Raw genomic sequence first — 21,981 nt, forward strand, 5'->3', positions numbered from 1 at the left:
GAGGGATCAGGCCGCCTCGTTCAACCCCGGATCCACGCGTTTGCCGATGTCCTTGAGCCGAGCCAATTGGTCGACCACGTTGGGGGCTTCATCCAGGCAACTGACGAACGTCCACAGGTAAGTCATCACCGCATAGATATGGCCGGCCTTCACCGCAGGCGCCAGTGCCAGTTGGCTGATGGCGACCACAAACAGCAAGGCTGCCAGAATGCCGATGGTGAGAAAGGCGATGGCCTCACGGTCCGATAGCCAGATACGCAGGCGCGACAGCACCTGATAGTGACGACGCAAGGTGCGCGCGCCGACGCTTTCCACCAGGCTGATTTCCTTTTCCAGACGGTTGTTCAAGCGCTGATGCAAGCGCTGGTTGCGCCGCGCAAAGCTAGGCACCACGACGAGACAGAGCGCCAGCGCCAGCAGGCACGCCAGGCCGACCCAGGGTTCAATCGCCAGCAACATGGCGGCCGCGCCGATGATCGAGACCAGCGCCGTGGCAATCGTGGGCACGTGTTTTTCGAAAAAATCGACGAATTCCCGTGCCAATACCACACGTGCGGCGGCCTTGGAGGTGCTGTGTCGTTGCTGGCGCTGGTTAAGAATCACCGGCACTGCAAGGTCGGCGTAGATACGCGTAAAGGTGCGAGTGTCCAGGGCGCGCCGGGCGGCGCCCACCACCCAGAAGCCCAGGACCACGACGGCGTAGAGTAGGGCGTTGCCGGCGTCGCCACGGAGCATGGCGTCTACGGCAAACCCCGCAAACAAGGGGTAGGCGAGCAGCAGGGCGTTTTCCAATGCGACCAACGACAGGGTGCCGAACAACTTGCCCGGATAAGCTTTGGCGATCGCCTTGAGCGTCTGGCTGGCGGACTGTTGCCCGATCTTGCGGCTGTGCTCGATCAGGAGTGGAGGTGTGACGGAGGGCATGGGGCACCTGGCTTACGCAGAGTACGGGGGTGGGAACTGAGGGTTCCGATATAAAGACCGTGGGTGACGTCGAGCAGATAGCGCGTCTCCTCGGTCACCAATAACAAGTCGATCTGGACTTCTTCGATGACGATTTCGAGAATGATCAGCAGGCAAATGGCCGGCGCGGTAAATAACCAGTGGTAATAGGACTGGCTGAACAGCGAGGCGATAACACCCAGGATCCACAGTGACAACACCAGGCGCGGCGCCTGTTTCTGCTGGGGAATCCAGAACCGCTGCAACCTTTTGAGCTTGGCACTGTAGAGCCGTACCGAGTCTTCAAGCAGCGGCACGTCAATTAAGTTTCGATCACGATAGTTGATGGGCATACAGGCAATCCCAGGCTGAACTAAGAGAGGCGGGTGTTTGGCATGGCCAGGACGCGCGCAGGCAGCGCGCGGTTCAGCCAGGCCAGGTTGACTTCGTTGACTTGCACCCATTTGCCGTTCTCTGGAATCCCTTCGCAGCTCTTGAAAGCGATACAACGTCCCTGTGTGTCGAGCAAGGCAAAGTGGCGGTACCGATTGACCCTGAAAATAGAGAGGCGCATGCCTTCACCTGGGGCGGTTGAGGTTAGATGGCGACCAGTTGGTCGGGCCAGCTCAGTTCGAATAAGGTGCCGCCGTTGTCCAGGTTCCGGCAGGTCACGCTGCCTTGGTGGGACAGGGCTATCGCGCGCACCACGGCGAGCCCCAGGCCGCTGCCGCCCTGGGCACGGGAGCGCGAACTTTCCCCGCGCTGGAACGGTTCGAAGATGTGCGTTGCGAAGGCCTCTTCTATGCCCGGACCCTCGTCCGCGACACTCAAGGTGTTCAGGCCATCCTGGCTGCTCAGGCGCACCGTGACATTGCCTGGGGTGGCATGCCGTCTCAGATTGTCCAGCATGGCCAGCAACGCTTGGCGGATCCTGGCGGGATCACACTGCACAGGCCGTTCAAGCAGATCCAGATGCAGCACGAACCCGGATGCAAGCAGGCCCGGTTCGAACAGGCGAGCGTCTGCCTCGATTTCCTCGGCCAGGTCGGCGCTTTGGATATGGACTTCGAGGTAGCCGTTGTCTGCCAGGCCCACTACCCGCAGGTCTTCGATCAGGCGCGTCAGGCCTTCCACCTGGTTCAGCAGACTGTAGAACTGCGCCTGGTCCGGGGTAAACACGCCTTCCGCCAACCCTTGCAGGCGGCCACGCAGGATGGTCAGCGGAGTGCGCAGTTCGTGTGCAATGGCGGCATTCCAGAAGGATTGTTCCTCAGCCATGCGTTTCAATCTATCGGCCATGCTGTTGAAGTCATCCACTAACAAGGTGGCCTCCGCCAATGAGCGGTTGGAGGCGGTTGCCCGGGCATCGAGGTCGCCGTCGGCGAGGCGGCGCAGGCTGGTTGCGACCGAGTTCAAGGGCATCAGAATGCGTCGGGACAGTTTGATCGCGACCACGGCGCCCACTGCCAGGCTGATGCAGGTGATCAGTGCCATCCATGCCCACTCCACGCCGGTGGGCAGCCATTCGTCCACGTCCAGATCCGACGGCGGCCAGAACATCCAGAGCAACGCGTAAAACACATAGGAACCGACCACCGCCAGTGCGATCACGCAGAGCACCACGGCGGACATCGACAAAATGATCTGCCGGCTCAAACTGTTGGCGATCCTCATGGGGTGCTCCCGAATCGGTAGCCGACCCCACGGATACTGGCCGGTACGCCCTGCAGGCCCAGGTCTTCGATTTTGCGCCGCAGCTTGCTGATATGGCTGTCGACCGTGCGCTCCAGGCTGTCGCTTTCGGGCGAACACAGGGCCAGTAATTCGGCGCGACTGAATACGCGCTTGGGGGCCTTGGCCAATTGGGCCAACAACCTGAACTCGGTCACCGTCAGGTTGAGCGGGTGCTTCTGTGCCCCGATCTGCACACTGACTTCATGGCTGTCGATGTCGATTTCAAAGGCGTTCACCCGCAGTACGCTGGGGCGGGTGGCATAGCCATGATCGAGCGAGCGCCGCAGTACCGCCTGGGTCCTGGCGACGACTTCGGCCGGGTTGAACGGTTTGACGATGTAGTCGTCGGCACCGATGCGCAGGCCCATGAGTTTGTCCATGTCCTGGTCCTGGGCAGTCAGCATGATCACGGGGGTGGTGCCTCGGTGCCGGATCTCGGCCAGTACCATCCAGCCGTCCAGGTTCGGCATCAGCACGTCCAGCAACACCAAGTCAGGCTTGAGCGATTGATGCAGTTCAAGGGCGCGGCAGCCATCCAGGGCATGGGCGGTCTGGAAGCCACTGCGCTTGAGATAGGCGCTCAGGATGTCGGCGATTTCGGGTTCGTCTTCGGCGATCAATATCAACGCCTGGCGTTTGTCCGCGAGGTCCGTGGGTGTCGATACTCGGTGTGATTCGGTCATGGTCCGCTCGGTCGTGCTGTTCGGTCGTCGCAGTATGGCGAATTAGCCTGTTGCGACGAAGACTACTGTGCACCGCGAGCATGCGCTTTCATGGGAGGTTTTATGGAGAAACGATGGAGACGCGGATTTATTTGCGCAGAGTGTGATCAGGCGTAGCTGATCCTGTCGGTGTAGGCGTTTTGGGTCATTGTGCGTTGGTAGTCGCAGGGGGTGGTGCTGACCAGTTTCTTGAAATCGCGCAGGAAGTGCGATTGATCGGAAAAGCCCAGGTCGAGGGCCAACTGCGAAAACGATACATCGTGCTGGGTGTTGAGGGTGTCCAGGGCCGCCTGGCAGCGGATGATCCGGCAAAACGTCTTGGGTGACATGCCGGTGTCCTGATTGAACTGGCGGTGCAGGGTACGGCTGGTGTAGCCGCTGAGGTCTTCGAGTTGCTGGATGCGAATATCGCCGCGATGGTGCAGCGCCTGCTGGATGATCATGGCGGTGAGTTTCGATGTCTTGCCCATCAGGCGTGGGGTCAGGTAGTCGTTGAACAGCCGCATCTGATCGCCCAGCAGCGGTGCCTGGACGATGCTTTCGAATATGCGTTGGGCAAACTCGGAGACCTCTAGCAGGTCGAGTTCGCGTTCGGTCAACTCCTCGGCGAGCACATTGACGAAGCCGGGAATGACCCCCGGTGCAAAGCGCACGCCGAAGTAGTGGTGGTGCTGGTGCAACTCGACAGCCTGGGCAACCAGCGGAGTGCCGCAGATTCGCGCCGTGGGGCGTGTCGCATCACAGTCGAACAAAATGTCTACACAGCCGTCCGGTACGGCCAGCAGGTTGGCCGATTGCGCCACATCGAACGCATAGAAATGCGAGATCGCCGGGTGCGCGCAAGGCATCACCGAATAGCGTGAAGAGTTGAGCACGAACCAAGGCTGTTCGTTCGCTGTGTGGTGCCGGGGAGTCGGCACGCTCGGTTTGATCATGGTTGTACCTAGGGAAGGCCGCGCTACGGGAAATTTAACGCATTAATCACGCCAACTATTCGCGTGTCGGCGTGAGCGGCATGTCCGAAATTTACAATACCGCCGATACTCACCGCCTGATACTCGATCTCGACAGCGTGGAGCTGCGCCTACCGCAGTGATATCACCTTCAGCCCGAGAATAACTATGTCCACAACTACAAAAATCGACTTTATCTACCTCTCCGAGCAAGACATGATCCGCGCGGGTGTGACCGACATGCTGGCCTGCGTGAATACCATGGAGGAGATGTTCGGCTTGCTGTACGCCGGTGACTACCGCATGGCCGGCCCGAACAACGATTCCCATGGCGCGATGGTGATTTTTCCGCAGGATTCGCCGTTTCCGAACATGCCCAAACCCACGGCTGATCGGCGCATGATGGCCATGCCGGCCTACCTGGGCGGCAGTTTCTGCACCGCCGGAGTGAAATGGTACGGCTCCAATATCGCCAACCGCGAAAAAGGCCTGCCGCGTTCCATCTTGATGTTCACCCTGAACGACCCCGACACCGGCGCGCCGTTGGCCCATATGTCAGCCAACCTGCTGTCCGCTTATCGCACGGGTGCAATTCCGGGCGTGGGTGCACGCCACCTGGCGCGCAAGGACTCGAAAGTCGTCGGCCTGCTGGGGCCTGGCGTCATGGGCAAGACCACCTTGGCGGCTTTTATCGCTGTGTGCCCGCATATCGACACATTGAAGATCAAGGGCCGTGGCCAGAAGAGCCTCGACGACTTTATCGCGTGGGTCAAACACACTTATCCGCAGATCATCACGATAGAAGTGGTCGACACCCTCGAAGCAGTGGTCCGCGACTCGGACCTTGTTACTTATTGTAGCTCCGGTCCCACCGGCGACCCCTCGATCTACCCAATTGTGCGGCGTGAGTGGGTCAAGCCAGGCGCCTTTCTCGCGATGCCAGCGTCGTGCTCGCTTGACGCAGGCATGGAGCAGCCTGACGTACGCAAGGTGCTCGACAACACCGGTCTCTACCAGGCCTGGTTCGAAGAATTGCCCAAGCCCGCGCATCACAACGTGCCGGTGATTGGCGTGCGCTTCATGGACATGATTGCCGAAGGCAAGATGCAGCTCGATGACGTCGAAGACATCGGCAAGATCATCGCCGGAGCCGCGCCTGGCCGCCGGAACGATGAAGAAATCATCATCATGTCGGTGGGGGGCATGCCCGTCGAGGATGTGGCCTGGGGCACGGTGGTATACCGCAACGCTATCAAGCAAGGCATCGGCGTGACCCTGAACCTGTGGGAAACCCCGGAGCTGCGCTGAGCCACACCTTTCTTCAACCTGACGAGGTATTCGACATGACAAAAATCATCAAGCTCAAGACCGGTTCGCCGTTCGAAGACCAGGCCAGCTATTCGCGGCTGGTCGTGGTGGACAACTGGATCTACGTGTCCAACACCGCTGGCCGCAACCCGCAGACCAAGCTGATCCCGGAAGATGTCCTGGAGCAGACACACCAGGTGTTTGCCAACATCGAGTCGGCCCTGAAAGTCGTCGATGCGAGCCTGGCCGATGTGGTGTGTTCGCGGGTCTTTATCCAGGACCCCAAGGATGTGCCGGCCGTGATGGGCCTGATCGGTGAAAAGTTTCGCGGCGTCGACCCAGCCAGCACCGTCACTTGTCCACCCCTGGGCTCGACGGTCTACAAGGTAGAGTTGGAAGTGACAGCGTATCGCAATGCGTCGAAGGCGCAGGTCGAGGTCATTCGCCTGTCGCAATAATCGTCACGCGGCCGCGCGCAGGTGTGGCCGTTCTTATTCGCTTACCGAGTCTTGACCATGGCACCGACAATAGCGCCCGTGACAACCTCCACCGTGTTTCCCCGCGCCACCTCCGTCGTCATCATTGGCGGCGGGATCATTGGCCTGACGGCTGCGCTGACCCTGGCCGAGCGCAATATCTCGGTGGTGGTCGTGGAGAAAGGCCGGATCGCCGCCGAGCAATCATCCCGAAACCTGGGCTGGGTGCGCAAGACCAGCCGCCACGCGGCCGACATCCCACTGGCCCTCGCCGCTGACCGCTTGTGGGCGCAGATGCCTGAGCGGGTAGGGGCAGATGTGGGGTATCGCCAGGAAGGCATCATGTTTGTCGGGCGCACCCCGGCGCAAATGGCAATGCACGAAAGCTGGCTCAAGTCGGTGGAGCACTTGTCGCTGGATTCGCGCCTGCTCAGCAAGCGTGAGATTGACGCACTGGTGCCCGGCGGCGTGGGTGACTGGGCCGGCGGCATCTTTACGCCCTCCGATGCGCGTGCCGAACCGACGCTGGCCAGCAGCGCGATTGCCAAGGCTGCCATGGCCATGGGCGTGGTGATCGTTGAGCAGTGCGCGGTGCGTACACTGCAAATGTCCGCAGGTGCGGTGAGTGGCGTGGTCACGGAAAAAGGTGAAATTCGCTGTGATCACGTATTGCTCGCGGGGGGCATGTGGTCACGTCGCTTTCTGGGCAACCTCGGCGTCTCGTTGCCAACCTTGCCGTTGACCTGCTCGGTACTGCGTACCCACCCCATGGACGGGCCGACAGAGATTGCTGTCGGCGCGCCGGACTTTTCGTTTCGCAAGCATAAGGACGGCGGTTTCATCATTACCCAACGCGGTAAGTTGGATGCCTTCCTGACCCTCGACCACCTGTTGCTCGCCAAGCAATACATGCCGCAGTTCCGTGCGCAACGCAGTGTGCTGAACGTGTCGCTGGGCAAGCCGTTTATTAATGACCTGGCACTGGCACGGCGTTGGCGCGCCGACAGCGTCAGCCCGTTCGAGCGCGTCAGGGTGCAGGATCCAGCGGCCAATCCACGGCTCAACGGCGACGCGATGAACAACCTGATTGCTGCCTGGCCGGTGTTTGAACAGGCGCGGATTGCCCACGCCTGGGCGGGCACTATCGATGTAACACCGGATTCCAATCCGGTCATCGGGCCGGTCGCGCAGATTCCGGGGTTGACGGTGGCCACCGGGTTCTCCGGGCATGGCTTCGGCACGTCGCCAGCGGCGGGGCATCTCGCGGCGGACCTGGTCAGTGGACACGCGCCGATCATTGACCCAAGCCCTTATCGCTTTGATCGTTTCTAAAGGAACACACCATGCCTTCTCAAAGCTGTTTCTTTACCAATCGCTCGGGATTGCGCCTGCACTTTTTGCGCTGGGGTGCATCGACCGGTGTGCCCATGGTTATGCTGCACGGCTTGCGAGCCTACGCCCAGACGTGGGAGTCGCTGGTGCAATCCCTGGGGGAGGATTATTGCGTCTACGCCCTGGACCAGCGCGGTCGGGGATTGAGTGACTGGGCTAAGCCGGCCACCTACCATACCCAGTCCTATGTCGAGGACCTTGAAGATCTGATTGCTTATCTGGGCCTGCAGCGTTTTGTATTGCTGGGGCACTCACTGGGCGGCGCCAACGCTCTTGAGTATGCGCGGCAACACCCTGGCCGCTTGCTTGGATTGATCATTGAGGATATCGGGCCAGGCTCCTCAAGCCAGGGTGATGGCGCTGCGCGTATTCGTCGCGAGATGGGCCGGACGCCGTTGAGGTTCGAGAGCTGGGAAGCGGCGCGCGCATTCTGGCAGGCTTCGCGTCCGGGGTTGTCGGAACACGGTCTGGCATCGCGTCTAACGCATTCGATGCAAGAGCGCGAAGGTGCGATTACCTGGCGCCATGATCAAAAGGGAATCGCCGAGGCACGGCTGAGTATCGAGCCTACGGACCTGTGGCCCGCAGTGCGCGCATTGGATTGCCCGAGTCTGTTCATTCGCGGCGCTCGCTCGGACTTCCTGCCCCCGGCGACGCTGCAAGCAATGAGTGCCAGCAACCCACATGTGCAGACGGTGGAGGTCGCCGACGCCAGTCACTATGTTCATGATGACCAGGGCGCGATCTTTAATGGGCTGGTTGCAGACTTTCTCGACCACCTTGCGCTGGCGGAATGAAACCCACTCTGCGCCAGGTCGCGTTGCTGGCCTCGCTGACGGCTTTTGTGCCGTTTTCCATCGATACTTACTTGCCCAGCCTGCCGCAGATTGCTGTTGAACTGTCGAGCAGTACGGCTCACGTGCAGCATACGATCAGCGCCTTCCTCGCGGGCTTGTGCGTGGGCATGCTGTTTTACGGCCCGCTGTCGGACCGCTATGGACGGCGCCCGTTGCTGCTGGGAAGCCTGGTGCTGTACGGGCTGGGGACGCTGGGTTGTCTGTTTGCCGCAAACATCGAGCAATTGATCGCTTGGCGCTTTATCCAGGCGCTTGGCGGGGCCGGTGCAATGGTGCTGGCCAGAACGGTGGCTCGGGATCTATTCGGTCTGGCGCAGGCCGCCAAAGTGCTGTCTTGGATGCAAATGCTGACGATGATGGCGACGCTGGTTGCGCCCATGGTGGGTACCTGGCTGGTACTGATCGACGGCTGGCGCACGATATTCGCGGTGCTGTTCATCCTCTGCGGGCTGTGCCTGCTGATGGTGAGCATGGGCTTGAATGAGAGCTTACCGCCGCAGGCGCGAGGCGCATCTGTGAAGGCGGCGTTTGCGGCTTATCCGAGCATTTTCCGACAGCCTCGCGGGATGGCGTTGATCCTATGTATGTCACTGACGTTTGGCGGGGTATTCGCTTTTATCACGGCCTCGCCCTTTGTGTACCTGGAGTACTTCGGTGTGTCGCCGCGCACGTTCAGTGCGCTGTTTGGCCTTAATATCCTCGGCATCATTGCGGTGAGCTTTATCAATGCCCGCTGGGTTACGCGCCTTGGGCCGCAACGCATGCTGGGCTTCGGTGCCTGGGTGGCAGGTGGGGCAGGGCTGGCGTTGATGGTATCGGGATATACGCAGTGGGGTGGCCTGAACAGTATTGTGTTGTGCCTGATGTTGTACATGGGGGTGACAGGTTTGCTGGGGGCAAATTGCACAGCGAGCCTGATGAATATGTTCCCGAAGCAGGCGGGGGCGAGCGTTGCTCTGGGCATCTCGATGCAGTTCGCCTTTGGGGGGCTGGCAAGCCTGTGGGTCAGCCGCATGGCCGATGGTACCCCATGGCCGATGTGCCTGGTGGTGGGCTGGTGCGGGCTTGGCTGCCTGCTGGCGTTTGGCATTGCACGGCGTGCTCCGGTCACGCCTGCTTAGGTGCGGGATCAACCCAATGTGGCGCTTCTGTCCTAATGAGGCGCACTGCATGTCGATATCAGGCGTTTATTTTTGCGCTTGGAATGCCGCGTATTGTGACCCGTCATAGGAGAGTGATGATCGCCTGACCCTATAGTCAGTACGTCTTAACGTCGATCAAAGCTGGCTATCCGGGAAGACGCAACTTTCCATCCCTCTCCATGGCGCTGGCGGGCGGGTTACTGCTCGGGGAAAAGGCCGGCGCCAAGGAGCTGGACCCAGGTATGCCAATGCCACACACAAAAGCTCCGGGGGCCGGACGCAAGATTGCAATGCGGGTTCATCCCCGCATGGCTTTACTGGACCTGATCGGGCCGCAGACTATCCTGAACATACGGGGCTGTGACATCTATCTTGTCGCGAAAACGCTTGTCGGTCAGGTTGTTGGCGTTGACGGTCAGCCATTGCGACATCAACCCAGCAAGCACTCAGACTGCTCCAACGGCAATGAGCACTCTGCGTATTTGAGCTGAGGTGATCCGATAGCATTCAACGGCGATAGGGAACTGTCGCAGGTGTTTTTTCGAGAAGAAGATTGTTGAGCCTCAGGCTGGGGGCATCCTTTTCAAACCATCCAAAGCATGCCCTCAGATGTGCCCCTAATGTAGCCATCCACTGGAAGTGAATGGAGCTCCATGGTTTGTCGAAAGGCAAAAATGATCAGATAAACAGCCTGCCAGACGACGCCTAAAGACTCTCAGGGTCGCCAAAAAACATTTTGACTGGGCTCTAGGGCAGTAGTTACAGCCTGAAAAAATAGAATTGTGCCCCCGGTTTTGCCCCCATTTTTTGACCGCAGATCATGCCTGAACGTGACTAGGCGCTTGGGCCGGACCGCGCTAGATTGATGAAAATGTCTGCCGCTCCGAGAACCACTCCAGAGCCTTTGCTTTGAATGCTTCGGCCGCAGGTGTTAGAGGATAACGCTGGTCATAAGCAAGGACGATTCGCTGGGGAGGAAGTACCTGTTTGATGGGGCGACAGACCAGAGGCAAGCCATCGTAGCTTCGGTCACCGAAGGGCCTGGTATAGGTCAGCGCTACACCAAACCCGTTGGCTACCAGACTGCGCTGAAATTCGAAGCTATGAGCCCGGGTGACGTTCTCGGGGACAAGGCCGAAGATATTGAACAGATCCAGCACGTGCTGCCAGCTGTGAGTCTGATCTGTCACCACCAGATTGCATGCGCTGAGTGCCTCCATACTGACGTGGGACCCAGTGGCTAATGGGTGATCGGCGGCCAGCAGCGCGTGGGCAGTCAACTGGCAGAGTTCCAAGCGTTCAGTATGGGTGGGCAGGCCCAGATCGTAAGTCAGCGCCAGCTCCAATGTCCCTTCGCCGAGCCGCTTTCCAAGGTATTCAAAACCACCTTCGCGCATGTCGACCAAGACGCGAGGACACTCGATTTGGAGACGCTTGAGGATCTGCGGAAGGCAGTAAGGTGCCAGGTCTGCGTAGCAACCGATAACCAATTCTCCAGCGAGATCGCTGCCTTCACTTCCGATGTCTGCAAAGCCTTGCGCCTCTGCCAGTACGCGCTTCGCCTGAGTCATCACAGTACGACCAAAGGGCGTCAGCGATACGCCCAACCCGCGCTGACGAACGAACAAAGGCTGTCCAAAAAGGCCTTCAAGCTCGGTGATCGCCGTGGATATCGATGGCTGAGAAACATGCTGTTCCTCGGCAGCGAGTGTGAGATTGCTGTGTTTGGCCGCAGCGAGTGCATAGCGCAATTGTCGGAGTGTAAAGTTCATAAGTTTTTCTTGGGTGATAAATCAATACATATTATTTTATCTTAACTGATACTCATGGAATATTTGTCCTGTGCCCACCTATTTTCCAGGGAGTCTCAGGTCATGACGCACAGTGAATACACCGTTGATCAACAGGACATCGAAGCTTTTCAGCGCGATGGCGCGGTGTGCTTAAGGGGCATTTTCAGTGGCTGGATAGACCGGATCGCGGCGGGGATCGAGCAGAATCTCGCCGAGCCGGGTGTTTACGCAAGCCGTTACGTTGAACAGGGCGACGCATCAGGTGGTTTTTTCGACGACTACTGCAACTGGCAGCGCATCGAGGGCTTTCGTGCGATGGTTGAGGAGTCGCCCGCTGCTTCGATTGCCGCCCAGGTGATGCGATCCTCTAGCGCACAGTTCTTTCACGACCATGTCTTGGTAAAGGAGCCTGGCGCGCAGAAAGCGACACCCTGGCATCAGGATATTCCGTATTACTTTCTTGACGGTAGCCAGTCTGTAAGCTTCTGGATTCCTGTCGATCCGGTACGTGAATCGACGTTGAGACTGCTGCCTGGTTCTCATCGTTGGGAGAAAGGTATCAGGCCGGTGCATTGGGCTGATCAGAGTGATTTTTACAAAGGTGCCGAGGGTTACCGGGACGCCCCTGATCCTGATGCTGAAGAAGGAATGCCAGTGCTGGAGTGGGAAATGCAGCCGGGGGACGCCGTGCTTTTCGATTTTCGTACCGTGCACGGCGCCAGGGGTAATGGGGCAGCGCAGCGGCGGCGCGTGCTCTCGTTGCGTTGGGTAGGTGATGATATTCGTTACCTGGAGCGGCCGGGGCGTACATCTCCGCCGTATCCAGGACATGAAATGCAGACCGGCCAACGGCTACGCGAAGACTGGTTTCCAACAATATATAAATCTTCCTGACCTTTTTCGCTCGCAGCCGCTGCACTGCTGATTGAGCCTGTTTTGCTGACATCTGCCCACACCTGGTTTGATTATTTCAGTGCATAGGAGCGCCGATGATGACGATGAAAAACAGCGTGAAGGCTTGTCTGCTGTCTATGGGGTTGGTAATGGGTAGCGCCTCGACCTACGCTGCTGGTTGGTGTGATTCAGGCAAGCCTGTGAAATTTGCCGGACTCAATTGGGAGAGTGGCATGCTCCTGACCGATGTATTACAGACGATTCTCAAGGAAGGGTACGGCTGCCAGGTCGACACCATTCCGGGGAACTCCATCACCATGGAAAGTGCGTTGAGCAGCAACGACATCCAGGTTCTGGCCGAAGAGTGGGTGGGGCGAAGTGAGGTCTGGAACAAGGCGGCCCAAAGCGGAAAAGTTGTTGGCGTTGGCGCGCCGATCATTGGTGCGACTGAAGGCTGGTATGTCCCCCGATATCTAGTTGAGGGGGATGCTAAACGCAATATCAAAGCCAAGGCGCCTGACCTCAAAAAAATTGCCGACCTGACCCGCTATACCGAGCTGTTCAAGGATCAGGAGGAACCGAGCAAGGGACGCTTTTATAATTGCCCGGCCGGCTGGACCTGTGAGCTTGAAAACACCGATATGCTGAAAAGCTATGGGCTCGAAGGGAGTTACACCAACTTTCGACCAGGTACCGGTCCGGCTTTGGATGCGGCCGTGCTGTCGAGCTACAAGCGTGCGGAACCAATCCTTTTCTACTACTGGACGCCGACGCCTTTAATGGGACAAGTCGATCTGGTGAAGCTGGAAGAGAAGCCTGGTGTCGACAAGAAAATCAGTATTCAGGTTGGGTTGTCGAAAGCCTTTCATGAACAGGCACCAGAGCTGGTAGCGGTTTTAGAGAAGGTTAATCTGCCCATCGACTTGCTCAACCAGAACCTGGCGCGAATGACCAAGGAGCATATCGACTCTCCGAAGCTGGCCAAGATTTTCTTCAAGGAGCATCCGGAAATCTGGCATGGCTGGGTAAGCGAAGCAGCTGCAAAGAAAATCGCAGCGACACTGTAGGCTGATCGAAATTACAGATGCGACGCCTGAGGTCGCATCTGCTTTTCTTCCCGGCATTTACCGACGACATTAAGCTAGCCTGCCTGCAAAGCTGGGAAGGGGGGCGATGACACCAAGCTTAGGCGTTATTGGCACACCCCAAAAGAAAATTGCCATTACCGCTCGCACCTACTGAAGGTATCTCCGTCTCATCCTTCAGATCCACGCCTGAAAGCTGACGTCGACACGCCTCAGTCATAAGGTACATGAGGCGAAAAGCAGCATTCCCATACGCCATCCCTTCTAAACGTACATGGGTATCGAAGAAGTGCTGGCGATCGATCTGGAAGTCAATGACGGATGTTTCAGTGGTCGCACTGAAGGCGTTCTAACCTACCGGGAAGGCAAAGTCATCCGCTTGATGCAGTGGATGGACGCGCAAGACGAAACCCTGGATGGCGCCAGTTTCTACTCCGACTCGCGCAACGATTTGCCGCTGTTGAGCAAGGTCAGCCAGCCGCGCACGGTCAACCCTGATTCGGTATTGCGGGCCCACGCTGAAAAGGCTGGATGGCCGATATTGAACTGGGCCTGAGCGCCTGGTCAAACAGAGGTAATTGGTAGGCGATTCAGCAACAACACCGGGCTGACCTGCGCCTTCGTAACCGGCTCTTTATCCAGGACGGCGTCTACGAAGCTTTCACCGGCAAACTCGCCTGTTGGCAGCCTGTTCTTCGGCTGGATCTCCGACAAGCTCGGGCGGCAGAAATCTTCCTGGTCAGGTTTGGTCTGATCACCGTTGCTTCGGTGATGCAGTTCTACGCTGAAGCTGCGATGCAGCTATTCCTCTGCCGGGTGCTGATCGGTGCCGGCTTGGGCGGCGACTTCAGCGTCGGTCAAGCGATGCTCGCGAATTTTTCGGTAGAAAAACACCGGGGCGGATTGCTCGGTTCATTCAGCGTTATCTGGACTTTCAGCTACGTCGCCGCGACCTTCGTCGGCACGATTTGTTTTTGTTTAAACTGAGTATTCAACAATATGAAAGCTGAGGTCGATGGTTGTCGAACCCTTGATCCACCTGACCAAGAGGGAACGGAGCTTAACCTTAGACTGGGGGCATCCTTTTCAAACCATCCAAAGCATGCCCTCAGATGTGCCCCCAATGTAGCAATCCACTGGAGGTGAATGGAGCTCCATGGTCTATGAAAAGGCAGAAATGATCGGATAAACACCCCGCCTGACGGCCCCTATAGACTCTCAGGATCGCCAAAAAACATCTGAATCCGCGACCTTAACCACCGCTCCCCCGGGTCATTATCCTGCGACCCACGCCACGCCATATGCAGCTCAAAGCTACGCACTGGCAACGGCGGATCTTCTGCTCGCAAGCCACCGGCTGAGGTCAGCGCCTCGGCCGCATAGTCCGGCACGGTCGCCAGAATATCCGTGCCTGCCAGCAAGGTACCCAATCCGTTGAACTGCGGCACGGCCAATACGACGTGGCGTTTGCGGTCGAGTTTTTCCAGTTCTTCGTCAATAAACCCGCTCAAGTCACCGGCAAACGACACCAGCGCATGGGGGCGGGCGCAGAAGTCGTCGAGGCTGAGGGAGCCCGGCACGCTGTCGGCGCGCAGCAGTTTCGGCAGGCTGCGGCGCAGTACTTTGCGCTTGGCGTTGGCCGGGAGGTCGGCGGTGTAGCTGACGCCGATGGAGATCTCGCCGGAGGCCAGCAGGCCCGGCATCAGGATGTAGTTGACGCGGCGCACCACCAGCACAATGCCGGGGGCTTCGGCGCGCAGGCGTTTGAGCAGTTGGGGCAGCAGGGCGAATTCGACGTCGTCGGACAGGCCGATGCGGAACACGGCGGTGCTGGTGGCCGGGTCGAACTCGGCGGCGCGACTGACGGCGGTGGAAATGGAGTCCAGAGCCGGAGAGAGCAGGGCAAAGATTTCTACCGCCCGGGCCGATGGCTCCATGCTGCGGCCGGTGCGCACGAACAGGGGGTCATCAAACAGCCCGCGCAGGCGTGACAACGCCGCGCTGATGGCCGGCTGCCCGAGGAACAATTTCTCGGCCGCGCGGGTCACGCTGCGCTCATGCATCAAGGTTTCGAATACGATCAAGAGGTTAAGGTCGACACGACGCAGGTCGTTACGGTTCATCTTGTGTCCTGGAAGAGTCAGCAAACTTGACGAGAGCGACCATATGTAAACAATGGCCAGCATGAATCTTACGGGGAAAGGCTGGTACTCTGCACAGGATAATTGAGTTTTCCTACGATAGCTGAGGTCTATTCCTCACATGCGGAATCAATGACAGGCATGTCGACTATTAATGGCGACCGGTGGTCTTACCCGGAAAGCCCAGATAGAGTTCATGGCATTAGAGGTTACTTTGACGAGGTTTGCGATGTCCCGCACGATCCGTTTTCACAAGTTTGGTCCGGCCGAGGTGCTCAAATGCGAAGAGCATGCAGCCGCGCAGCCCGCACCGGGCGAAGTGCAGGTGCGTGTCGAAGCGATTGGCATCAGCTGGTATGACATTCTGTGGCGCCAGAACCTGGCGTCTTCCCATGCACGTTTGCCGTCCGGCCTCGGCCATGAGATGGCCGGAGTCGTGGTCGCTGTCGGCGATGGCGTGGATGATTTGGCAGTGGGCGACAAGGTGGCCAGTTTTCCGGCCGAGAGCCCCAATGATTACCCGGTGTATGGCGAACAGATCGTCCTGCCTCGTTCGGCCCTGACCCGTTATCCGGATGTCTTGAGCCCTATCGAGGCCAGCGTGCACTACACGCCGTTGCTGATTGCCTACTTTGCCTACGTGGATCTGGCACGGGTCAAGCCTGGGCAATTTGCGCTGGTGACTGATGCCAGCCACTGCGCCGGCCCTTCCTTTGTACAACTGGGCAAAGCCCTGGGTGTACGAGTGATTGCCGCCACCAAAGACAGCGATGAGCGTGAATACCTGCTATCCCTGGGTGCGGAAAAGGTTATCGTCACCGAAGAGCAGGACCTGCTGATGCAAATCAACAAGTTCACCGACAACCGTGGAGTTGACGTGGTGTTCGACGGTTTGGGCGGCCCGCAGATGTCGCTGCTCGGTGATGTCCTCGCACCGCGTGGCAGCCTGGTGCTGTACGGCTTGCAGGGCGGCAACCAGACGCCATTTCCGGCCTGTGCAGCGTTCCAGAAGAACATTCAGTTCTTTGTGCACTGTATCGGCAATTTCACCGGCAAGCCTGAGCTGGGCATTATCCAGGACCAGGTCGCCTTGCAGCGAGCGCTCCGGGATATCAACCAACTGACCGCCGACCGTGTGCTGGTACCGCTGAAAACCACGGTGTTTCCGTTCAATCAGTTCGTGGAAGCACACCGTTACATGGATGAATGCCCTTGCCGCGAACGCGTTGCGTTGCAGGTTGAAGCTGTTTAGGGTGTAGGAATATTCTCAAAAAGGGTGTTTCTTACACCTGTCATAGGTGGCAAAAGCGCCATTTGACGGGAGTGAAACGGTGGTCCCGTCAGCAGCCAGACTGGCACGTTAACCCCTAAAACCTGATCTTTTCACTGACGCCGCCCTGAATTCCAGTGCGGCGTCTTTGTATGCGCGTGTTTTACAGGTCTGTTGTTATTCATCTGCACTGGTTTTCGGCAGCGTTCTGTATCTATTAATCATTATTCCAGCACTGATAATTGCGCCTTCACTTTCATCTCAAGGATTGAGCAATGATTGAATATCCAATGATGCTGTTGCGAGTTGAAACTGATCTCGCGGAAAGCGCAGGACGCCAGGCGGATACAGGTGCTTATGTAAAGCCTCAACAAAACAAGTTGGAAAGTTGGCTGCGGTTATTTGTAAGACGCTTCCCTGAGTGGTTGCCAAGATGGGTGTAAGAATTTGTCGGAAATATCCTAGGATCACAATCCTGCTTGTCATAGGCCAGTACGCACGGCGCTTTTGGCGCTTGCAGGGCGTAACGCTAATACGACGGGACTGATGTCATATTGTTGTGTGGTGCTAGTGTTTGGTCATTAGCGCGCAGAGCTGCGCGCGAATTTTTTACACGCGTTATAGGTCGAGCAAATACTGCAAGCAGTTGCTTGAAACTAATATCCAAACTCAGGTAATAGAACGATGAGCATTATTCACGAACAGGCTATGACTTATGTTTATCAGCAAGTGCTACAACGCTTGATCGGGCACTTTACTCGTCAAGAACGTACGGCACTCCAGTTGTTGGTCCAGCGAATCGTGGTGGCGGCAGGCGGCATGCAGCAAGTAGGGGGTTACAAAGTGCTGGTGGCCCACGGCGGCGGCAAAGTGAGTAGCTACACATTGGCCTTGCTGCGAGCCGCTCAATTGACCATCGCTGGCCGAGCCCCGCGAACTTTTCAGTTGCGGGTTGCGACATTGCGGCATTCAGGAATGACCGAGGGCATGCTTGAGGATATTAATCAGGGCTACGGTCGGCTGTTTCTCCACGATGATCCAAGGGTTGAGCTGCTGATGGTGGAAAACCAGGAAGTTTTGCCCTTCAATCAACTGCGGCCCGCATCTAACTTGGGACGAGAAATCAGCCAGCGCAATATGTTGATGGTCGGCCACCTGAGTTCTGGCGACTGCCGCGCCACGTTGTGCAGTGATACCTACCTGGCGCTTGGGGATTTCTACCAGCGTGTCACCTCCTGGAATGGCGGAGTGCATGCGTTGGTCAGCGGTGACTCGCCACGCAAGCAGGCCCAGCTTCTCGCCTGGCTCAAGAACACAGTGCTCGGTGCGGGTATTGCGATACCGGAGATTTGGCCGTCGTCGCTCACCGGGCTGTTCGCACGCATGGACGAAATGAGTACCGATTATTACCGTGATCTATACGCAGACCATTATGTGCCGAGTGAAAACCCCAGCAAGGCAAGCCATCGTCACTTGGCGTACATCGGTATCGCCGATTTACTGGACGATGTAGACCTGCCATCCTCGTCCATGCTCAACGTGTTCATGGCCTTCACGCCTGACCCGCAGGGTTTTCACTTCAGCCATCCCACCTATTCGAACCCGCAGTTGATGGCACACCTGCGTGGGCTGCAGGCCCAATGCCTGCGTGACCTGGAATATGAGGAAGGGGTGCAGGGTTTTATCCAGCAAGCTGCACAATACATGCCCGAGGCATTGCTCACGCAGATGAACGCCAGTGAAGGGCGCATCCTGTCGAGCACCTACGCCCAGCAGTACTTTGGCTTGGACGAGACTCAGTTGGTTTGCCTGCTGTTTTCCCCGTTTATCCATCATGGTGAACGGCTGGAAGGCTTTTTGCGACAATGTCACCCAGGCATGCTGGTGGCCTTGCCGGAAATGCACAAAGTCCTGCAGGGCAAGCCGTCTGCCGACATGCTGCAACAATGGCTTACCGATACCAGCGGTTTACCCATGCCTTTGTTGCAGCAACTCTATCGCAAACGTCCGTCAGGCTACTCGAGTGGCAAACTGCGCAGTGCTGGCGCCATGGCCCATGGCAGCGCGCAAGCCTGTCAATCGTCCGGGCGATGACGCTGCGCGGAGAACGACAGGCGGATTTCGCGTATCAGGCGGTCTATCGCTACATGATCAACCTGATCAACGAAGTCAGTACCGACGCACGGGTAAAACTGCCCTCCCTGCGGCAATTGGCAGGACGCTTGAACGTGTCGATCTCGACGGTTCAGTATGCCTACGCGTTGCTTGAAAAAGAGGGCAGGGTCTATTCGGTAGCCAAATCCGGTTATTACGCCTGGCCACTCTCCACAAATCCGCTGGCAGGCGCCAGCGGTGACCTGCTTGACCGACTCTACGCAGCGGCGCGGCGCCCCGGCATGGTGGTGCTCAGCGGAGATGAGCCCGCGCTGCTGGCTTCGCTGGATGGCACCCTGTTGCGTCTGGAGCGTGAGCTGGTCCGCCAGTATCCGCAACATCCGCAACCCTGGTCTCAGCCTTGCGGTGTCTGGGAGCTGCGCGCAGCGTTGGCGGCGCGCTACACGTCGTCGCCGACCCGCTGCTGGCAGGCCGACGATGTTTACATCGGTGCCGACTTGCGCGGTGTACTGGACATCCTCATTGAAGTCTTGGGCTTGAGGGGGACGTCGGTGATTGTGGAATCGCCTTGCGACTGGCTGGTCCTGCGCCTGCTTCAGGATGCTGGCGTGCATATTGTCGAGCTGCCCTGGACGCCGGAAGGACGACTGGATCTGGTAAATCTTGATCAGTTGTTATGTGCCAAGTCGGTGCATCTAGTGGTGCTGTCATCAAGGGTCAGCGTGCCGGCTGGCGTTTCAATGCCGCCCCAAGATCGCCTGGCCATTGCGCAAATGCTGGAGCAGCACGGCTGCTGGCTGCTGGAAAACGACACCTTTGGCGAGTTGGGTTTCGACGAGCCACAGACCGCATTGCGCGAGCTGGTGAACCCTGAACGGCTGATAGTGTTTTCCTCGTTCGAGAAAGTGTTGGGTTCGGAGGCGCCCTATGGCTATCTACTGTCTCGGCGTATGAACAGCGAATTGCAGCGTCATTTCCTGTTGCGCTGCTTTCGTTTGTCGCCGATCCGCCAGCGCGCCATTGCGCGCCTTTATCACAGTGGGCGAATCGACCAGCACCTGCGTGGACTACGCCTTCTATTGCGCCAGCAGGCGGACGAAATGTGCGAGCGTCTGGATCGGCATCTGGGAGACCAATTGACCTACCGTGCGCCTGCTGCCGGCGCAGCGTTCTGGCTGGCCTCCACGAGGACAGTGGATATGCGCCAGGTGTTCCAGCGGTTACTTTCCCAGCAAGTGGTGATTGCCCCCGGCGAACTGTTCAGCGTCAACGGCCTGCATCAGCAGCATTTGCGCCTGAGCCATACTTTTCAGTCGCAACCGGACCTGGATATTGTCCTGATGGCGCTAAGCGAAGCGTTGCGTCAGGCCCAGTTGGGATAAATGCGTGAAGTTTCTCTGGCTATTGTAGGATCGATTACATCGCGCAGCAGTCCAACTCCCAGTAAACTGCCGTTTTATCCTGAATCCTTCTTTCCGAGGTTTATGCATGACAATCAGTCCTTTTGCGGGCAAGCCGGCGCCAGCTCAACTGCTGGTGGATATCCCGCGACTGGTCACGGCCTACTACACGGGCCAGCCTGATGCAGCAATCTCCACTCAGCGCGTAGCGTTCGGTACTTCTGGGCACCGTGGCAGCTCGTTTGAATTGAGCTTCAACGAATGGCACGTGCTCGCCATCAGCCAGGCCATCTGCCTGTATCGCGAAGCGCAGGGCATCAACGGCCCGTTGTTCGTCGGTCTGGACACCCACGCGCTGTCGACACCTGCCGGTGCCAGTGCCTTGGAAGTCCTGGCGGCCAATGGCGTGCATGTGATGTTGGCCGAAGGCGACGAATACACGCCAACGCCTGCTATTTCCCACGCCATCATCTGCTACAACCGTGGGCGCACCACCGGCCTGGCCGACGGCATTGTTATCACCCCGTCGCACAACCCGCCGCAGAGTGGCGGCTATAAATACAACCCTCCCAATGGCGGACCGGCTGATACTCACGTCACCAAGTGGATCGAAGCCAAGGCCAACGAACTGCTGGCCAACAAACTGGCTGGGGTCAAACGCATCACCCACGCCCAGGCGCTCAAGGCCGACACCACCCACCGCCATGACTACCTCAACAGCTATGTGGCTGACCTGATCAATGTGATCGACATGGACGCCATCCGCAGCGCCGACCTGCGCCTGGGCGTGGATCCGCTGGGCGGAGCAGGGGTCCGCTACTGGTCGGCGATTGCCGAGCATTACCGCCTGAACCTGGACGTGGTGAATACTGAAGTCGACTCCACCTTCCGTTTCATGAGCGTCGACTGGGATGGCCAGATCCGCATGGACCCTTCTTCCAGCTACGCCATGCAAGGCCTGATCGGTCTTAAGGAACGTTTCGACGTAGCCTTCGCCTGTGACCCGGATCACGACCGCCACGGCATCGTCACCCCGTCCGGTGGCTTGCTTGCGCCCAACAACTACCTGGCGGTGTCCATCGACTACCTGTTCCAGAACCGTCCTGACTGGCGCGCAGACGCCGCCGTGGGCAAGACCGTGGTCAGCAGCGGCTTGATCGATCGCGTCGCTGCACGTATGGGTCGTCGTCTGTATGAAGTGCCCGTAGGCTTCAAGTGGTTTGCTGATGGCTTGTTCGAAGGCTCGTTGGGCTTTGGTGGCGAAGAAAGCGCCGGCGCTTCGTTCCTGCGCAAGGACGGCACTGTATGGAGTACTGACAAGGATGGCCTGATCCCGGCGCTGCTGGCTGCAGAAATGACTTCACGCACAGGCCAGGACCCAAGCCAGATCTACCGCGGCCTGACGGATGCCCTGGGCGAGCCGTTCGCGATTCGTGTGGATGCCAAGGCCACTCCGGCGCAGAAAGCCTTGCTGGGCAAGTTGTCGCCGGACCAGGTGACCTCTACCGAATTGGCCGGGGAAAGCATCCAGCAGATTCTCAGTCACGCGCCGGGCAACAACCAGGCGATCGGCGGGTTGAAGGTGATGACCGAAAACGGTTGGTTCGCCGCACGACCATCGGGCACCGAGGATATCTATAAGATCTACGCCGAGAGCTTTATCGGTGAGGATCACCTCAAGCAATTGGTGGAAGAGGCGCAGGTGCTGGTAGACGGTGCTATCAGCCAGTAACCCAGCGTAGGCGGCCGGCTTGCCG

At 58.3% G+C, this 21,981-nt stretch carries 19 protein-coding genes and 3 pseudogenes; 13 read left to right on the top strand and 9 right to left on the bottom strand.

Translation table 11 applies throughout. The features are described from left to right. Window positions 1-6: 6 nt before the first annotated feature. The 6 genes from EJ576_RS09720 to EJ576_RS09745 all read right to left on the bottom strand — a co-directional run bounded on the left by EJ576_RS09720 (window position 7) and on the right by EJ576_RS09745 (window position 4,333). A complete protein-coding gene (locus tag EJ576_RS09720; RefSeq protein ID WP_126570238.1) occupies window positions 7-924 on the bottom strand; it encodes an ABC transporter six-transmembrane domain-containing protein in 918 nt (305 codons plus the stop codon). Then, entirely contained in the window at window positions 897-1,295 is a 399-nt protein-coding gene (locus EJ576_RS09725; RefSeq protein ID WP_126570239.1) for a hypothetical protein, read from the bottom strand. The genes EJ576_RS09720 and EJ576_RS09725 overlap by 28 nt, the downstream gene beginning before the upstream one ends. A gap of 20 nt (window positions 1,296-1,315) precedes the next feature. Further along, complete coding sequence (locus EJ576_RS09730) at window positions 1,316-1,516, bottom strand: hypothetical protein (RefSeq protein ID WP_065950667.1); 201 nt, start codon at window positions 1,514-1,516, stop codon at window positions 1,316-1,318. A gap of 23 nt (window positions 1,517-1,539) precedes the next feature. After that, window positions 1,540-2,616, bottom strand: a complete 1,077-nt coding sequence (locus tag EJ576_RS09735; RefSeq protein ID WP_126570240.1) for an ATP-binding protein — start codon at window positions 2,614-2,616, stop codon at window positions 1,540-1,542. Next, entirely contained in the window at window positions 2,613-3,359 is a 747-nt protein-coding gene (locus EJ576_RS09740; RefSeq protein WP_065950669.1) for a response regulator, read from the bottom strand. Before EJ576_RS09740 ends, EJ576_RS09735 begins: the two co-directional genes overlap by 4 nt. Before the next feature lie 146 nt (window positions 3,360-3,505). Further along, the gene (locus EJ576_RS09745) at window positions 3,506-4,333 is read right to left on the bottom strand and encodes an AraC family transcriptional regulator (RefSeq protein ID WP_065950670.1); all 828 of its coding nucleotides are present in this window, start codon (window positions 4,331-4,333) and stop codon (window positions 3,506-3,508) included. 186 nt (window positions 4,334-4,519) lie between these two features. Between EJ576_RS09745 and EJ576_RS09750 the strand changes: the two genes are divergently transcribed. From EJ576_RS09750 to EJ576_RS09770, 5 genes are read left to right on the top strand one after another with little or no spacing between them, the layout of a single operon-like run. Further along, the gene (locus tag EJ576_RS09750) at window positions 4,520-5,659 is read left to right on the top strand and encodes a tyramine oxidase subunit B (RefSeq protein ID WP_065950671.1); all 1,140 of its coding nucleotides are present in this window, start codon (window positions 4,520-4,522) and stop codon (window positions 5,657-5,659) included. 35 nt (window positions 5,660-5,694) lie between these two features. Continuing rightward, a complete protein-coding gene (locus EJ576_RS09755) occupies window positions 5,695-6,117 on the top strand; it encodes a RidA family protein (RefSeq protein WP_012724249.1) in 423 nt (140 codons plus the stop codon). Between the two features lie 57 nt (window positions 6,118-6,174). Beyond that, complete coding sequence (locus EJ576_RS09760; RefSeq protein ID WP_065950672.1) at window positions 6,175-7,467, top strand: FAD-binding oxidoreductase; 1,293 nt, start codon at window positions 6,175-6,177, stop codon at window positions 7,465-7,467. An 11-nt stretch (window positions 7,468-7,478) separates the two neighbouring features. Then, window positions 7,479-8,324, top strand: a complete 846-nt coding sequence (locus EJ576_RS09765; protein WP_065950673.1) for an alpha/beta fold hydrolase — start codon at window positions 7,479-7,481, stop codon at window positions 8,322-8,324. After that, window positions 8,321-9,505 (top strand): multidrug effflux MFS transporter, encoded by a 1,185-nt coding sequence (locus tag EJ576_RS09770; RefSeq protein WP_126570241.1) that lies wholly within the window; start codon window positions 8,321-8,323, stop codon window positions 9,503-9,505. Before EJ576_RS09765 ends, EJ576_RS09770 begins: the two co-directional genes overlap by 4 nt. Window positions 9,506-10,383: 878 nt before the next feature. On the opposite strand, the gene EJ576_RS09775 is transcribed toward EJ576_RS09770, so the two are convergent. Beyond that, entirely contained in the window at window positions 10,384-11,298 is a 915-nt protein-coding gene (locus EJ576_RS09775) for a LysR family transcriptional regulator (protein ID WP_126570242.1), read from the bottom strand. A 102-nt stretch (window positions 11,299-11,400) separates the two neighbouring features. Here EJ576_RS09775 and EJ576_RS09780 point away from each other — a divergent pair, with 102 nt between their 5' ends. Next, window positions 11,401-12,213, top strand: a complete 813-nt coding sequence (locus EJ576_RS09780; protein ID WP_126570243.1) for a phytanoyl-CoA dioxygenase family protein — start codon at window positions 11,401-11,403, stop codon at window positions 12,211-12,213. A 98-nt stretch (window positions 12,214-12,311) separates the two neighbouring features. Then, entirely contained in the window at window positions 12,312-13,280 is a 969-nt protein-coding gene (locus tag EJ576_RS09785) for an ABC transporter substrate-binding protein (RefSeq protein WP_126570365.1), read from the top strand. Window positions 13,281-13,398: 118 nt separating this feature from the next. On the opposite strand, the pseudogene EJ576_RS29975 reads toward EJ576_RS09785, so the two are convergent. Further along, window positions 13,399-13,578 (bottom strand): annotated as a pseudogene (locus tag EJ576_RS29975) (ethanolamine ammonia-lyase subunit EutC); the annotation flags it as partial. On the opposite strand from EJ576_RS29975, the pseudogene EJ576_RS09795 reads away from it, so the two are divergent. Next, a pseudogene (locus EJ576_RS09795) lies at window positions 13,573-13,854 on the top strand (HAD family hydrolase); the annotation flags it as partial. The pseudogenes EJ576_RS29975 and EJ576_RS09795 sit on opposite strands and share 6 nt — an antisense overlap. A gap of 123 nt (window positions 13,855-13,977) precedes the next feature. Then, window positions 13,978-14,279 (top strand): annotated as a pseudogene (locus EJ576_RS09800) (MFS transporter); the annotation flags it as partial. Between the two features lie 227 nt (window positions 14,280-14,506). Here the strand turns inward: EJ576_RS09800 and EJ576_RS09805 are convergent. Continuing rightward, on the bottom strand, window positions 14,507-15,421 hold the full coding sequence (locus EJ576_RS09805; RefSeq protein ID WP_010210548.1) for a LysR substrate-binding domain-containing protein: 915 nt from the start codon (window positions 15,419-15,421) through the stop codon (window positions 14,507-14,509). 247 nt (window positions 15,422-15,668) lie between these two features. Between EJ576_RS09805 and EJ576_RS09810 the strand changes: the two genes are divergently transcribed. The 4 genes from EJ576_RS09810 (at window position 15,669) to pgm (ending at window position 21,956) form a co-directional block, all read left to right on the top strand. After that, complete coding sequence (locus EJ576_RS09810; protein WP_025854663.1) at window positions 15,669-16,691, top strand: zinc-dependent alcohol dehydrogenase family protein; 1,023 nt, start codon at window positions 15,669-15,671, stop codon at window positions 16,689-16,691. A 702-nt stretch (window positions 16,692-17,393) separates the two neighbouring features. Then, window positions 17,394-18,803 (top strand): hypothetical protein, encoded by a 1,410-nt coding sequence (locus EJ576_RS09815; RefSeq protein WP_122726930.1) that lies wholly within the window; start codon window positions 17,394-17,396, stop codon window positions 18,801-18,803. Next, window positions 18,800-20,206 carry a PLP-dependent aminotransferase family protein gene (locus tag EJ576_RS09820; protein ID WP_122726933.1) on the top strand — a complete coding sequence of 469 codons (1,407 nt, stop codon included), beginning with the start codon at window positions 18,800-18,802 and terminating at the stop codon, window positions 20,204-20,206. Before EJ576_RS09815 ends, EJ576_RS09820 begins: the two co-directional genes overlap by 4 nt. Window positions 20,207-20,312: 106 nt before the next feature. Beyond that, window positions 20,313-21,956 carry a phosphoglucomutase (alpha-D-glucose-1,6-bisphosphate-dependent) gene (pgm, locus tag EJ576_RS09825; RefSeq protein WP_122726935.1) on the top strand — a complete coding sequence of 548 codons (1,644 nt, stop codon included), beginning with the start codon at window positions 20,313-20,315 and terminating at the stop codon, window positions 21,954-21,956. Window positions 21,957-21,981: the final 25 nt, after the last annotated feature.

Origin of the sequence: Pseudomonas sp. C 49-2, from assembly GCF_003970195.1 — a bacterium.
In the GTDB taxonomy this organism is placed as follows: Bacteria; Pseudomonadota; Gammaproteobacteria; order Pseudomonadales; family Pseudomonadaceae; genus Aquipseudomonas; species Aquipseudomonas canadensis.

What these genes read in the sequence shown, in the direction of transcription:
- EJ576_RS09720 (WP_126570238.1), bottom strand. Translation starts at nt 924, where the DNA reads ATGCCCTCCGTCACACCTCCACTCCTGATCGAGCACAGCCGCAAGATC.
- EJ576_RS09725 (WP_126570239.1), bottom strand. Translation starts at nt 1,295, where the DNA reads ATGCCCATCAACTATCGTGATCGAAACTTAATTGACGTGCCGCTGCTT.
- EJ576_RS09730 (WP_065950667.1), bottom strand. Translation starts at nt 1,516, where the DNA reads ATGCGCCTCTCTATTTTCAGGGTCAATCGGTACCGCCACTTTGCCTTG.
- EJ576_RS09735 (WP_126570240.1), bottom strand. Translation starts at nt 2,616, where the DNA reads ATGAGGATCGCCAACAGTTTGAGCCGGCAGATCATTTTGTCGATGTCC.
- EJ576_RS09740 (WP_065950669.1), bottom strand. Translation starts at nt 3,359, where the DNA reads ATGACCGAATCACACCGAGTATCGACACCCACGGACCTCGCGGACAAA.
- EJ576_RS09745 (WP_065950670.1), bottom strand. Translation starts at nt 4,333, where the DNA reads ATGATCAAACCGAGCGTGCCGACTCCCCGGCACCACACAGCGAACGAA.
- EJ576_RS09750 (WP_065950671.1), top strand. Translation starts at nt 4,520, where the DNA reads ATGTCCACAACTACAAAAATCGACTTTATCTACCTCTCCGAGCAAGAC.
- EJ576_RS09755 (WP_012724249.1), top strand. Translation starts at nt 5,695, where the DNA reads ATGACAAAAATCATCAAGCTCAAGACCGGTTCGCCGTTCGAAGACCAG.
- EJ576_RS09760 (WP_065950672.1), top strand. Translation starts at nt 6,175, where the DNA reads ATGGCACCGACAATAGCGCCCGTGACAACCTCCACCGTGTTTCCCCGC.
- EJ576_RS09765 (WP_065950673.1), top strand. Translation starts at nt 7,479, where the DNA reads ATGCCTTCTCAAAGCTGTTTCTTTACCAATCGCTCGGGATTGCGCCTG.
- EJ576_RS09770 (WP_126570241.1), top strand. Translation starts at nt 8,321, where the DNA reads ATGAAACCCACTCTGCGCCAGGTCGCGTTGCTGGCCTCGCTGACGGCT.
- EJ576_RS09775 (WP_126570242.1), bottom strand. Translation starts at nt 11,298, where the DNA reads ATGAACTTTACACTCCGACAATTGCGCTATGCACTCGCTGCGGCCAAA.
- EJ576_RS09780 (WP_126570243.1), top strand. Translation starts at nt 11,401, where the DNA reads ATGACGCACAGTGAATACACCGTTGATCAACAGGACATCGAAGCTTTT.
- EJ576_RS09785 (WP_126570365.1), top strand. Translation starts at nt 12,312, where the DNA reads ATGACGATGAAAAACAGCGTGAAGGCTTGTCTGCTGTCTATGGGGTTG.
- EJ576_RS09805 (WP_010210548.1), bottom strand. Translation starts at nt 15,421, where the DNA reads ATGAACCGTAACGACCTGCGTCGTGTCGACCTTAACCTCTTGATCGTA.
- EJ576_RS09810 (WP_025854663.1), top strand. Translation starts at nt 15,669, where the DNA reads ATGTCCCGCACGATCCGTTTTCACAAGTTTGGTCCGGCCGAGGTGCTC.
- EJ576_RS09815 (WP_122726930.1), top strand. Translation starts at nt 17,394, where the DNA reads ATGAGCATTATTCACGAACAGGCTATGACTTATGTTTATCAGCAAGTG.
- EJ576_RS09820 (WP_122726933.1), top strand. Translation starts at nt 18,800, where the DNA reads ATGACGCTGCGCGGAGAACGACAGGCGGATTTCGCGTATCAGGCGGTC.
- pgm (WP_122726935.1), top strand. Translation starts at nt 20,313, where the DNA reads ATGACAATCAGTCCTTTTGCGGGCAAGCCGGCGCCAGCTCAACTGCTG.